The following is a 12,920-nucleotide window of genomic DNA, read 5'->3' as shown; positions in this document are numbered from 1 at the left end:
ATGCTGTGGTGCTCATGCTGTGGTGCCAGCTTCCAGTTGCTCGAGGACGAATGCCTTACCGCGGTCGCAGCAGCCAGTGAAGCAGCATTCGTCGGTCGGGATGTCGTAATCGGATGAGGCGGCCGCCGCTGAGGCGAGCGCGCCCGCGGGGAGGTCTTCTACCATTGTTCGTGGTCCGGGTAGAGCGGGAAGTCAGCGGTGAGTGCCAACACGCGGGCGCGCAGGGCTGCAGCGTCGGCTCCGGGCTTCAATGCGGTGGCGATGATGTCGGCTACCTCGGTGAACTCCGTGGCGCCGAAGCCGCGGGTGGCCAGCGCCGGCGTGCCAATGCGCAACCCGGACGTGACCATGGGCGGGCGTGGGTCGAACGGAACGGCGTTGCGGTTCACCGTGATGCCGATCGAATGCAGCAGGTCTTCGGCCTGCTGACCGTCAAGCTGCGAAGCACGTAGATCCACCAGGACCAGGTGTACGTCGGTGCCACCGGTGAGCACCGAGACGCCGTGCTCGATCACATCGGCGGCTGTCAGCCGCTCGGCGATGATGCGGGCACCCTCAAGCACCCGCTCCTGACGTTCTTTGAACTCCGGTGAACCGGCAATCTTGAACGCCGTCGCCTTCGCCGCAATAACGTGCATCAGCGGGCCGCCCTGCTGGCCGGGGAACACCGCCGAGTTGAGCTTCTTGGCCCACTCCTGCTTTGCCAGGATGACACCCGAGCGGGGCCCGGCGAGGGTCTTGTGCACCGTGGACGTGACGACGTCAGAGTACGGGACGGGGCTGGGGTGCAGGCCCGCCGCGACGAGTCCGGCGAAGTGCGCCATGTCGGTCCAGAGCAGGGCGCCCACCTCGTCGGCAATGGCCCTGAATGCGGCGAAGTCGAGTTGCCGCGGGTAGGCGGACCAGCCGGCAATGATCACCTGCGGCTTCTCGGCGATGGCCTGGGCGCGGACCCGCTCCATGTCGAGGCGGTGGGTGTCCTCCTCGACGCCGTACGCAGCAACCTCGTAGAGCTTGCCGGAAAAATTCAGCTTCATGCCGTGGGTCAGGTGACCGCCGTGGGCCAGCGAAAGGCCCATGATCTTGTCGCCGGGCTTGATCATGGCGGCGAGCGCCGCGGCGTTGGCCTGGGCGCCGGAGTGCGGCTGCACATTGGCGAACTCCGCGCCGAACAGGGCCTTGACCCGTTCGATGGCGAGGGTCTCGGCGACGTCGACGTGCTCGCACCCGCCGTAGTAGCGGCGTCCCGGGTAGCCCTCGGCATATTTGTTGGTCAACACCGAGCCCTGGGCCTGAAGCACTGCACGCGGCGCGAAGTTTTCGGAGGCGATCATTTCGAGGGTGTCGCGTTGGCGGGCCAGTTCGTCGGTCAGGACGGCGGCAATCTCCGGGTCGATCTCGGACAGAGGTGCGTTGGTGACCGCTGACGTGGCAGATCCAGTGGCGGGCAGGGACGAAGTTGTCACAGTGAACTCCTGGGTGGGTGTGCGTTTTCTTCTGGTCAGGCTACCCGCTGGCTCCGTCGTTTGGCACCGATATTTCGGCCGCACGAAGGCGTCATCGAGCAAGTTCTTGACCATACGTCCCAGGCGTGCGATCCGTGGTCGGCGCTGCGCGCCGTCGTCGTCGGTGCGCTCCCGAACGGAACTTACCAGCGAGGACGATGCCTGCCGCTTCCTGATGGTGACCCATCTGACGCCAGTCGCGGCACTTCCGAGTGTATCCCGGGGCGCCGTTCATTCGAAGTACGCTTGATTTGTGACTACCTCCCCCGCCTCCTTCATCCTGACCCTCTCCTGCGCGGACCAACCCGGAATTGTCCACGCGGTGGCTGGTGCGCTGGTGAGTTCGGGCTGCAATATCACCGAATCGCAGCAATATGGGAGCCCCGACACCGGGACATTTTTCATGCGGGTGGCCATGAGTACCGCCGCCCCGCGGACCTCGCTTGAGGCTCACCTGGCTCCGGTCGCGGAGGCGTTCAGCATGACCTGGGCGCTGCACGACGACGGCGCCGCCGCCCGCACCCTGATCCTCGCCTCAAAGTCGGCGCACTGTCTCAACGACCTGCTGTTCCAGCAGCGTTCGGGAACCCTGCCAATCGAGATTCCCGCGATTGTGTCTAACCACACCGATCTGGCCGACCTCGCCGCGTTCTACGGCATCCCGTTCCACCACATTCCGGTGACCGCCGACACCCGCCAGTCGGCCGAGGACGCCCTCCGCGACGTCATTGCCGAACACGACGTGGAGCTGGTGGTGCTGGCGCGATACATGCAGATCCTCAGCGACGGGCTCTGTTCGGAACTGGTGGGCCGGGCGATCAATATCCACCACTCCTTCCTGCCGTCGTTCAAGGGTGCCAAGCCCTACCACCAGGCGCACGCCCGCGGCGTGAAACTGATCGGTGCGACAGCCCATTATGTGACTCCCGCCCTGGACGAGGGTCCGATCATCGAGCAGGAGGTCATCCGCGTGGATCACGCCCGTTCGGCCGAACAGTTTGTGGCGATCGGGCGCGACGTCGAGGGGCGCACCCTCGCTCAGGCCGTGCAGTGGCACGCTGAGCACCGGGTGCTGCTCGACGGCGGCCGGACCATCGTCTTCAACTAGGACCCGGCGGCTCCTCACCGGGACCCAGCCTGATTCGGTGAGCAACCCGGACAGCGGCGGCCAGGATCTTCCTCACCGGTGACCAGGTCGACCCGGCCTGTCCAGGTTGCTCACCGATTTGGACATGGCTAGGCGGTGGAGAGCCGACGACGGCGGGCCGTCGGGTTGCACGGTAGTCCCGCCTGTAGCAACAGCGCCTTCAGCTTCCGCGGGGACACCGCCGTCGCCCAATCCCATCTCACGACATACAGCCCGGTGGATCGGATCCTGTCCTCGCGGAGCTTCTCCTCGATGACCGCCTGCGCAGTGGTCCGTCCTTGCAGATACTCGGGCTTGAGGTATTTCCCCATTCCATCAAACTCCCCCACCAGTCGCTGTTCCTTCCAGTAGAAATCCACCCAGGCCGAGCGACCGGTATGGTCGACCACCTCGTGCTGGAGCTCCGGCGCGGGGAACCCCAGCCGTGCCATCTGCACCCGGCTGAGGGACTCCCCCGGATACATAGCCTGACCGTCGGCGAAATCCAGAACACGCATGGACCGGCGGCGTTTGGGCGCAGACGAGAGCAGGGCAATCCGGCTTCTGACCTCATCCTTCGTCACCGGTTGGGAGCCTGATTCGGGTAGGAGTGGCTTCTGGTTGAGCAGCCGGTCCATCACCGACACCGCCCAGCGGAAGTCATAGCGCAAAGCTAACTCGACGGTCGTGGCGACCTTCCCCGTGACATACCGTCCACCGAAGGTGACGACTGTGAATTCATCCGGGTACCGCGCCAACCGACTGACCCCGTTGGCGCTTCGCCGGCCACTCGCGACGGGCACCACCACCTCGACCTTCGCCGGGAGGGCCGGTCGGGGCAGCCCCCAGAGCAGTCCCGCGGTCTCGCCTCCAAAGACCGGCTCGCGTCGGGCGGTGCGCCGGACGGCGTCGACCTTGACTCGGTAGCGCGCCTCTTCATCGAGGTCCCGCCAACCCGACGCATCGACATAACACCCGAGCCGAATCCTTATCAGCTCCCCGCGTTCTGCTCGACGCGCCAACTGCCGGGGCCATGCTTCGTCCAGAGGGTGGTCGGCGATGGAAATGATGCTGGTCATGACTCCAGCCAACCCGGCCAAGGGTGCCACCAGGGCTGGCACCGCCGCTATGTGGACAACGGGCACAGGAAAACCGGCATCTTCCCCGAATCCGATAGCAACCTGGACATCGGTGGTCAGGATCTTCCTCCCCGATGTCCAGGTTGACTCGGCCTGTCCAGGTTGCTCACCGCGGCGGCACCGTTGACCCAGCCAGCTAGGCTGAGGTCCATGGCCCATATCATCGAAATTTTCGGCAAAGCTCCCACCATCAGTGGCTCCTGCTTCATTGCTCCGACGGCGTCGATCATCGGCGACGTTGTGCTTGGCGAGGACTCCAGCGCCTTCTACGGCGCGTCAGTTCGCGGAGACACCGCCCCCATCCGGGTGGGTGACGGCACCAACCTGCAGGACAACGTGGTACTCCATGCGGACCCGGACTTCCCGACCACGGTTGGCAACCGGGTCAGCGTCGGCCACACCGCTGTGGTTCACGGGTGCACCATCGGTGACGACTGCCTGATCGGTATGAGCGCCACCATCATGAACGGGGCGGTAATCGGCGCCGGGTCGCTGGTCGCCGCTGGCGCCCTCGTCCTGGAAGGCATGCAGGTCCCACCCCGCTCGCTCGTCGCCGGGGTACCGGCGAAGGTCAGACGGGAACTGACCGACAGCGAGTTCGACAAGGTTAAGCAAAACGCGGCGTCCTATCAAGAGTTGGCCAGGTCCCACCGCCAATCGTTAACTTCTTGACTACAAGGGGACCGTGTAGCACCCTTTAGTACATGCCCGCAGGACGCCCGAGGTTTAAGCGTGATTTCGACGGGAATCCTCCTAGCCCGGGTTCCCAGTCGGCTCTTCGGCAGCGCAACCAGCAGCGGGTCATCAGTGTGCTCACGGGCGGTCCGCAAACTCAGGCGGAGTTGGCGCGGCAGACCGGGCTCTCCACCGCGACGGTATCCAACATCGTCAGGGCAATGGTCGACGTCGGCCTCGCTACCACCGCTCCCACCACCAGTTCGGGGCGCAGGGCCTTGTCCGTGATCTTGAACGATAACGGGTCGCTTGCAGTGGGCATTGACGTCGGCCGCCGCCACGTCCGGGTGGTCCTGGCGGGATTGAATTATCAGGTGATGCAGGATGAGGCAGTCGCCCTACCGTTGGGGCACTGCGCCAGAGAAGGGCTCGACGCCGCCGAGCGCCTCCTGGATCAACTACTTCTGCGCGCGGGCGCCAGCCGCGCCGCGGTGCTCGGCGCTGGGGTAGGGATACCCGGCCCCATCGACCGACGCACCGGCACGGTGGTGCAGGGCGCCATCCTGCCCGAATGGGTGGGCATCAACATCCTCGCCACATTCGGCGAACGGCTCGGATTCCCCGTGTTCATTGATAACGACGCCAATCTGGGCGCCCTCGCCCAGGTCACCTGGGGGCCGCACGGGTCGGTCGAGAACCTGATGTTCCTCAAGGTCGGCTCAGGTATTGGCGCTGGACTTATTCTGGGCGGCTCGGTCTATTACGGCCACGTCGGCATCACCGGCGAACTGGGCCACAGCACCATCGTCGAGCACGGCCTCGTCTGCCGGTGCGGTAACCGAGGCTGCCTCGAGACGGTCGCGTCGACCAGCACCATGGTCGACCTCCTCAGCCGCCGCGCCGAGGGCCCAATCACCGTCGACGGCCTGGTCAATCTCGCGCTGGCTGGCGACACCGCTGCGCTGCGCGTGATCGACGACGCCGGCCTCGCCTTGGGCAAGGCGGTCGCCCACGTGGCGAACCTGATTAACCCGGAGCTCGTGGTGATCGGCGGGCCGCTGACGAGCCTGGGCGACATCCTGCTGGAACCCATCCGCCGGGGCCTGCTCCGTCACGCCGTCCCTGTGGTTGGCGAGTCAACCGCGGTGCTCATGTCTGCCCTCGGAGACCGCACCGAGGCTCTGGGCGGCGCCGCCGTCGTCCTCTCGCAACCCCACCTTCATAACGTTTAGCTACCAATAGAAGTCGTTATGTGTTCAAGACTTGACTCCAAGCGGCCCGGCAGGGTTAACTTCCTATTCTGACCTGTCAGGGTCAGGGAGAGCCAATGCCGTCACTCGGGAGGATGCGTATGGAACATCACAAGATCCTGGAAATGCGTTCCATCACCAAAGAATTCCCGGGCGTCAAAGCCCTCGACCAGGTCTCCATCACCGTTGAGGCTGGCGAAATTCACGCCATCTGCGGCGAAAACGGTGCGGGCAAGTCCACCCTGATGAAGGTCCTCTCAGGACTCTACCCACACGGCACCTATGACGGCGCCATCATCTTCCAGGGCGAAGAGGTCGAGTTCAAGGACATCCGGTCCAGCGAAGCAGCTGGCATCGTGATCATCCACCAGGAGCTCGCCCTGATCCCCGAGCTGTCCATCGCCGAGAACATCTTCCTCGGCAACGAACCAACCCGCAACGGCGTTATCAACTGGGATTCGGTGAACGCACAGACCCTTGAACTGATGGCCCGAGTAGGACTCCGTGAGGAAGCCAACACCCCGATCAAGGACATCGGCGTGGGCAAGCAGCAACTGGTAGAGATCGCCAAGGCCCTCAGCAAATCGGTGAAGCTGCTGATCCTGGACGAGCCCACTGCAGCCCTGAACGAATCCGATTCACAGCACCTGCTCGATTTGATGGCGGGGCTGAGGTCGAAGGGCATCACCTGCATCATGATTTCCCACAAACTCAACGAGATCGAGCAAATCGCGGATTCCATCACCATCATCCGCGACGGCCGGACCATCGAAACCCTTCATGTGAAGAACGACGGCGTCGACGAGGACCGGATCATCCGGGGCATGGTGGGGCGGTCCCTGGAATCTCGATTCCCGGACCATACGCCGCAGATTGGGGAAACCTTTTTCGAGGTCCGCAACTGGACCGTCGGACACCCGGCCGTCGCCGATCGACTGGTCTGTAAAGACTCAAGCTTCAAAGTGCGTCGGGGCGAAATTGTGGGATTCGCGGGTCTGATGGGAGCCGGACGTACCGAGCTGGCTCGTTCCATCTTCGGGCGCTCCTACGGGAACTTCATCTCCGGCGAGATTTATAAGGACGGCGAGCTCGTTACCCTCAAATCGGTGCCGTCGGCCATCAACCATGGGTTGGCCTACGTAACCGAGGACAGGAAGTCACTCGGGCTGAATCTCCTCGACGACATCAAAACCACCACCGTGTCGGCAGCGCTGAAGAAAATCACCCGCGGGCTGGTAGTGGACAACGACCAGGAATTCGTCGTCGCCGAGAAGTACCGCAAGTCCCTGCGGACCAAGACCCCCTCGGTCAACGAGGGCGTCGCCAAACTCTCGGGTGGTAACCAGCAGAAGGTGGTTCTCGCCAAATGGATGTTCACCGACCCGGACCTGTTGATTCTCGACGAACCTACCCGCGGGATTGACGTGGGCGCAAAGTACGAGATTTACGGGATCATCCAGCAGCTCGCCAATCAGGGCAAGGGAGTTATTGTCATCTCCTCAGAGCTGCCTGAGCTGCTGGGCATCTCAGACCGGATCTACACTATCTTCGAGGGAGCCATCACGGGCGAACTAGCCCGTGGCGAAGCCGATCAGGAATCGTTGATGAAACTTATGACCGCCCGCAGGAAGACTGCCTAGCTTTTAGGACGCACCCCATGACCTCCCTCAAACAACTCTTTGGCGGCGATACGCGGCAGTTCGGGATGATCTTCGCCCTGCTCGCCCTGGTCGTCTTCTTCCAGATCATGACCGGCGGCAACACGCTCACCTCCGGTAACCTGATGAACCTTTTCAACGGCAACTCCTACATCCTGATCCTCGCGATCGGCATGGTGCTGGTGATCATCGCCGGCCACATCGATCTGTCGGTCGGATCCATCGCCGCGTTCGCTGGCATCGTCGTCGCCCTGGTGATGCGGGACTGGGACTTGCCCTGGTACCTGGGGATCGTCGTCGGCCTGCTCCTGGGCGCCCTGATTGGGGCGTGGCAGGGCTTCTGGGTGGCCTACGTCGGCATTCCGGCATTCATTGTCACCCTGGCAGGCATGCTGCTCTTCCGGGGTGCCAACCAGTTCGTCGGCCAGTCCAACACCGTCCCCGTCCCCCAGGAATTCCGCTTCATTGGCGCCGGCTACCTGCCCGAAATCGGACCCGACTTCGGGTACAACAACCTCACCCTGCTCCTCGGATTCGCCCTCATCGCTGTGGTGATCTACAACGAAGTACGCACCCGCCGGCGGTTCGCCAAGATCGGAGCCGAAGCCCCCCCCGTTTGGGTCTCCGTCGTCAAAATGTCCCTGCTCTCCGCAGTGATCCTCTACGCGACCTACCTGTTCGCCACCGGCAACCCCGGTACCTCTTTTCCCGTTCCCGGGCTGATCCTCGGTGCGCTCGTCATCATCTACGGCTTCGTCTCCACCAAGACCATCGTCGGCCGCCACGTGTACGCAGTGGGTGGCAACCGTCACGCAGCAAAACTGTCGGGCGTCCGCAGCCGTCGCGTCGACTTCCTCGTGATGATGAACATGTCTATCCTGGCGGCCCTGGCCGGCATGATCTTCGTGGGCCGTTCCACGGCGTCAGGCCCGTTCGACGGCGTTGGCTGGGAACTCGATGCTATCGCCGCAGTATTCATTGGCGGCGCCGCGGTCACCGGCGGCGTGGGGACGGTTGTCGGATCGGTCATCGGCGGGCTCGTCATGGCTGTGTTGAACAACGGTCTGCAGTTGCTCGGCGTCGGCGCCGACCTGACTCAAATCATCAAGGGACTCGTGTTGTTGGTCGCCGTCGCGTTCGACGTCTATAACAAGACGCAGGGCAAACCGTCCATCACGGGCATGATCATGAAAAATTTCGGCAACAAGGGAAAACCCGGCCTGCCGACAGCCACCGAGACAGTCATTTCCAATGACGTCTCGGCCCGCTAACCCCAACCAACACCTCAGCAATTAGTTACTTAGTTCACTAAAGGAGCAGTAATGCGCAAGCACGCACGATCACTAGCGGCAATCGCCGCAATTTCGGCACTGGCCATCTCCGGTTGCGGCCGCGATGCCGGGACCGAAACCGAAGGAGAAGGCGGATTCGAGGACGGCGCAGCGATTGGCGTCGCCCTGCCCCAGAAGACGTCGGAGAACTGGGTGCTCGCTGAGGGCCTGTTCAACGATGGTCTGACCGAAGCCGGATACGACCCCGACGTCCAGTTCGCCAACGGTGGCGTTTCCGAGCAGCAGAACCAGATCAGCTCGATGATCACCAACGGCGTCGAGGTGCTGATTGTCGGCGCCATTGACGGCGCCCAGCTCGGCACCCAGCTGGCGCAGGCGAAGGAAGCCGGCATCACCGTTATTGCATATGACCGGTTGCTGACCAACACGGAAGACGTCGACTACTACGTTGCCTACGACAACTTCCAGGTGGGCGAGCTGCAGGGCCAGGCACTGCTCGACGGCATGGCTGAACGGGGCGAAGGGCCCTACAACATTGAGCTGTTCGCCGGTTCACCCGATGATGCCAATGCCCAGGTCTTCTTCGACGGCGCGATGAGCATCCTCGAGCCAGAAATCGAGTCCGGCAACGTCGTCGTGGCCTCCGGTCAGACCGAATTCAACCAGGCTGTCACCCAGGGCTGGGAAGCCGGCAACGCGCAGACCCGCATGGATACCCTCCTCACCGGTACCTACGGTTCCGAGGAACTCCACGGCGTGCTCTCCCCCAACGACACCCTGGCCCGCGCCATCCTGACCTCGGTTGAGGCCAGCGGGAAGGAACTGCCCATCGTTACCGGCCAGGATTCCGAGGTTGAATCCATCCGCTCCATCATGGCCGGCGAGCAGTACTCCACCATCAACAAGGACACCCGTGCCCTCGTTGCCCACTCTATTGAAATGGTTGAAGGACTCGGTGCAGGCGAAGAGCTTGAGATCAACGATCCAGATTCCTACGACAACGGAGTCAAGGTGGTTCCCGCGTACCTGCTCGAACCACAGATCGTCACCAAAGAAAACGCTGCTGAGGCCTACGAGAACGATCCCACGCTGTCCGAGATCGTCAACGAGTAACACGGTTGTTTGAGTAGCCCGGCCCCGTTGGGGGTCGGGCTACTTTTTTGCCGGCCGGCACGCAAAGATAGAACGATGAACTCCCTTCAGCCTGCCCAGCAGATCCCCCGGCCACCCTGCGCCGCGCCAGACGCCGCCGATCCATTCGCCGCCACCGGCAAACCGCTGCGCTGGGGCGTCGTCGCTACCGGTCGCATCGCCAACAACGTCACCCACGACATTGCGGGCCTCGAGGACAGCGTCCTGCAGGCGGTCAGTTCCCGGTCCCAGGCGTCAGCGCAGGCCTTCGCCGCGGAGTTCGGCTTCGCTACCAGCTACCACGACGCCGACGGCGTGACCGGATACCAGCGGCTCTTCGACGATCCCGCCGTCGACGTCGTCTACATCGCGACGCCCCACGCCCAGCACTACGAAGTGGCCGAGGCCGCCCTCGAGTCGGGAAAGCACGTGCTGTGCGAGAAGGCGTTCACCGTCAACGCGCGGGAGGCCGCGGAGCTGATCGACCGGGCCCGCGCCAACAACCTTTTCCTGATGGAGGCCCTCTGGAGCCGCTTCCTCCCCAGCGTCAACCGGGCCTGGGAGATCATCCATTCCGGTGAGCTTGGGGAGATCCGGTGGGTCCAGGCCGATCTTGGCTTCCCCTCCGACCACGGGCGTGATCATCGGCTGTGGGACCCGGCTGCTGGCGGCGGTGCACTGCTCGACCTCACCGTCTATCCGCTGACCTGGGCGCTCGGCGCGCTCGGCTTCCCCTCGGCGGTGACGGCGACCGCTGCCCTAAACGACGACGGCATCGACACCCAGAACGGGCTCACCCTCACCTACCGGAACGGTGCGCAGGCCCAGCTGACGTCGTCGTTGGTGTCATCGGGGCCGGGCCAGGCGACCGTGTCAGGCTCGGCGGGCTGGCTGCGAACCGGATCGGTACTGCACAACCCGCGGGAACTGACCATCCAGCCGCATCAGGGCGAGCAACGGGTGGAGACCTTCGTCCAGGCCGGCCGCGGCTACGTGTATGAGCTGCGCGAAACTACCCGCTGTATCCAGCAGGGGCTAACCGAGAGTCCCACCATGCCGTGGGCCGACACGCTCAACATCATGCGCCTGCTCGACGGGGTCCGCGATCAGCTGGGGCTGCGCTACGTCAACGACGACGCCGGGTAGCCCGGCCACCCGGGCCGTCAGGACCTCGGGCGCAGACATAGAGAGACCCGGCGGAATCCGCCGGGTCTCTCTGTGTCCATCTGAGCGAGTACTAGCCCAGGCGTGCCTTCAGATTGTCATCCAGGGTCGCAAGGAATTCCTCGGTGGTCTGATACGCCTGGTCCGGTCCGACCAGGGCAGCCAGGTCCTTGGTCATGTGGCCGGACTCGACGGTCTTGATAACCACGTCCTCCAGTGTTTCGGCGAAGGTGATGACCTCGGGGGTGTTGTCCAGCTTGCCGCGGTGCATCAACCCACGGGTCCAAGCGAAGATCGAAGCGATCGGGTTGGTCGAGGTTGGCTTGCCCTGCTGGTGCTGGCGGAAGTGACGGGTCACCGTGCCGTGCGCTGCCTCAGCCTCGACGGTCTTGCCGTCCGGGGTCATCAGCACTGAGGTCATCAGACCCAGCGAGCCGAAGCCCTGGGCGACGGTGTCGGACTGGACGTCGCCGTCGTAGTTCTTGCAGGCCCACACGTAGCCGCCTTCCCACTTCATGGCGGAGGCCACCATGTCATCGATCAGGCGGTGCTCGTAGGTGAGGCCGGCAGCCTCGAACTGGTCCTTGAATTCGGCGTCGAAGACCTCCTGGAAGAGATCCTTGAACTGGCCGTCGTAGGCCTTGAGGATCGTGTTCTTCGTGGACAGGTACACCGGGTATTCGCGCTGCAGACCGTAGGCGAAGGACGCCCGGGCGAAGTCGCGGATGGACTCGTTGAAGTTGTACATCCCCATGGCCACGCCGCCCTCTTCAGGCATGGTGACGACGTCGAACTTCATTGGCTCGGAGCCGTCGGCGGGCTCGAACATCATGGTGACCTTGCCGGGGCCGGGCACCTTGAAGTTGGTGGACTTGTACTGGTCGCCGTGGGCGTGGCGGCCGATGATGATGGGCTTGTTCCAGCCCGGCACCAGCCGCGGGATGTTGGAGATGATGATCGGCTCGCGGAAGACGACGCCGCCGAGGATGTTGCGGATGGTGCCGTTGGGTGAAACCCACATCTTCTTCAGACCGAACTCTTCGACGCGTGCCTCATCGGGGGTGATGGTGGCGCACTTGACGCCCACACCGTGCTCCTTAATGGCGTTGGCAGCGTCGATGGTGACCTGGTCATCGGTGGCGTCGCGGTTCTGGATGGAGAGGTCGTAATACTTAAGGTCGACATCCAGGTACGGGTTGATCAGACGGTCCTTGATGAACTGCCAGATAATCCGGGTCATCTCGTCGCCGTCGAGTTCGACAACCGAACCCTGTACCTTGATTTTTGTTCCTGGCGCGTCAGCCACACGGTCTCCTTGCGATGGTGGGCCGGCAGCCATTGTGATGGACTCAACTCGGCCCGCGATTTGTACTGGTTTTACCCTGTCCAACTATGCCACAGGCCACTATTGCCGCCCTAAATGGGGGAGCTACTCCCCGGCCGGCGCAATGTTTCCCCAACGGTCCATCATGGAGCCCGGCGGTATGGCCTTGCCCCACCGGTCAGTGGCCGGGGCGGGCCGCAGCCCGCGGGTGTCGGGCGCCGAGTTGTGGCCGGGCGCCTGCCCGGCCATCGGGTATGACGCTGCCTGGCCCCGAAAGGCTTTTGGCGTGAGCGCAGCGGGCAACCCCAGGGTTCCCGGGCGGGTCATTCCGGGGACCTGCGGCGCCCAGCCGGGCAGGTTGGTGGGACGCAGATCCGCCAGGTTGGGGTGGCGCACCGGATCGAGTCCGGCGTCCACCCTCTTCTGGTGCCGCACTGCGGCCCGGAAGTTCCGGACCGCAAACACGCTGGCAATAATCCAGAGGAACATCCCCGGCGTGGCGCCAAGGAACAAGGTCAGAACGGCGAACAGTGCCACGGCCAGGCCGAGAAAGGCCGAGATCATCCGGGTTCCCGGCGATACTTCACGGGCGAACGCCGACCCGGAGAGCGCCATCCCCGCCGCTAGGGTAAGAATCGAAGCGATCTCCATGTGCC

The 12,920-nt window shown here is 63.7% G+C and carries 12 protein-coding genes; 7 read left to right on the top strand and 5 right to left on the bottom strand.

What is annotated here, in order from left to right:
* Positions 1–12 precede the first annotated feature (12 nt).
* Both ACX80A_RS11975 and glyA read right to left on the bottom strand, forming a co-directional pair.
* Positions 13–165, bottom strand: coding sequence for a hypothetical protein (locus tag ACX80A_RS11975; protein WP_459259945.1), 153 nt, complete (start codon positions 163–165; stop codon positions 13–15).
* A complete protein-coding gene (glyA, locus tag ACX80A_RS11970; protein ID WP_459259980.1) occupies positions 159–1,451 on the bottom strand; it encodes a serine hydroxymethyltransferase in 1,293 nt (430 codons plus the stop codon). The genes ACX80A_RS11975 and glyA overlap by 7 nt, the downstream gene beginning before the upstream one ends.
* A gap of 307 nt (positions 1,452–1,758) precedes the next feature.
* Between glyA and purU the strand changes: the two genes are divergently transcribed.
* A complete protein-coding gene (purU, locus tag ACX80A_RS11965) occupies positions 1,759–2,613 on the top strand; it encodes a formyltetrahydrofolate deformylase (protein WP_459259944.1) in 855 nt (284 codons plus the stop codon).
* Positions 2,614–2,741: 128 nt separating this feature from the next.
* Here purU and ACX80A_RS11960 read toward each other — a convergent pair whose 3' ends face one another.
* Positions 2,742–3,710: a hypothetical protein gene (locus ACX80A_RS11960; RefSeq protein WP_459259943.1), complete on the bottom strand. Its 969-nt coding sequence runs from the start codon at positions 3,708–3,710 to the stop codon at positions 2,742–2,744.
* 210 nt (positions 3,711–3,920) lie between these two features.
* On the opposite strand from ACX80A_RS11960, the gene ACX80A_RS11955 reads away from it, so the two are divergent.
* The 6 genes from ACX80A_RS11955 to ACX80A_RS11930 all read left to right on the top strand — a co-directional run bounded on the left by ACX80A_RS11955 (position 3,921) and on the right by ACX80A_RS11930 (position 10,922).
* A complete protein-coding gene (locus tag ACX80A_RS11955) occupies positions 3,921–4,442 on the top strand; it encodes a gamma carbonic anhydrase family protein (RefSeq protein ID WP_459259942.1) in 522 nt (173 codons plus the stop codon).
* Between the two features lie 32 nt (positions 4,443–4,474).
* Positions 4,475–5,677 (top strand): ROK family transcriptional regulator, encoded by a 1,203-nt coding sequence (locus ACX80A_RS11950; protein ID WP_459259940.1) that lies wholly within the window; start codon positions 4,475–4,477, stop codon positions 5,675–5,677.
* A gap of 119 nt (positions 5,678–5,796) precedes the next feature.
* Entirely contained in the window at positions 5,797–7,335 is a 1,539-nt protein-coding gene (gene mmsA / locus ACX80A_RS11945) for a multiple monosaccharide ABC transporter ATP-binding protein (RefSeq protein WP_459259939.1), read from the top strand.
* A 17-nt stretch (positions 7,336–7,352) separates the two neighbouring features.
* On the top strand, positions 7,353–8,624 hold the full coding sequence (mmsB, locus tag ACX80A_RS11940) for a multiple monosaccharide ABC transporter permease (protein WP_459259938.1): 1,272 nt from the start codon (positions 7,353–7,355) through the stop codon (positions 8,622–8,624).
* 51 nt (positions 8,625–8,675) lie between these two features.
* Positions 8,676–9,758, top strand: coding sequence for a substrate-binding domain-containing protein (locus tag ACX80A_RS11935; RefSeq protein ID WP_459259937.1), 1,083 nt, complete (start codon positions 8,676–8,678; stop codon positions 9,756–9,758).
* 75 nt (positions 9,759–9,833) lie between these two features.
* Positions 9,834–10,922 carry a Gfo/Idh/MocA family protein gene (locus ACX80A_RS11930; protein ID WP_459259936.1) on the top strand — a complete coding sequence of 363 codons (1,089 nt, stop codon included), beginning with the start codon at positions 9,834–9,836 and terminating at the stop codon, positions 10,920–10,922.
* 91 nt (positions 10,923–11,013) lie between these two features.
* On the opposite strand, the gene ACX80A_RS11925 is transcribed toward ACX80A_RS11930, so the two are convergent.
* Together ACX80A_RS11925 and ACX80A_RS11920 are read right to left on the bottom strand one after the other, a co-directional pair.
* Positions 11,014–12,279 carry an NADP-dependent isocitrate dehydrogenase gene (locus ACX80A_RS11925; protein WP_459259935.1) on the bottom strand — a complete coding sequence of 422 codons (1,266 nt, stop codon included), beginning with the start codon at positions 12,277–12,279 and terminating at the stop codon, positions 11,014–11,016.
* 90 nt (positions 12,280–12,369) lie between these two features.
* A complete protein-coding gene (locus ACX80A_RS11920) occupies positions 12,370–12,915 on the bottom strand; it encodes a hypothetical protein (RefSeq protein ID WP_459259934.1) in 546 nt (181 codons plus the stop codon).
* Between the last annotated feature and the right edge of the window lie 5 nt (positions 12,916–12,920).

The sequence above is a fragment of the Arthrobacter sp. TMN-50 genome (assembly GCF_054511125.1).
This window is presented reverse-complemented; position numbering and strand designations above follow the sequence as displayed.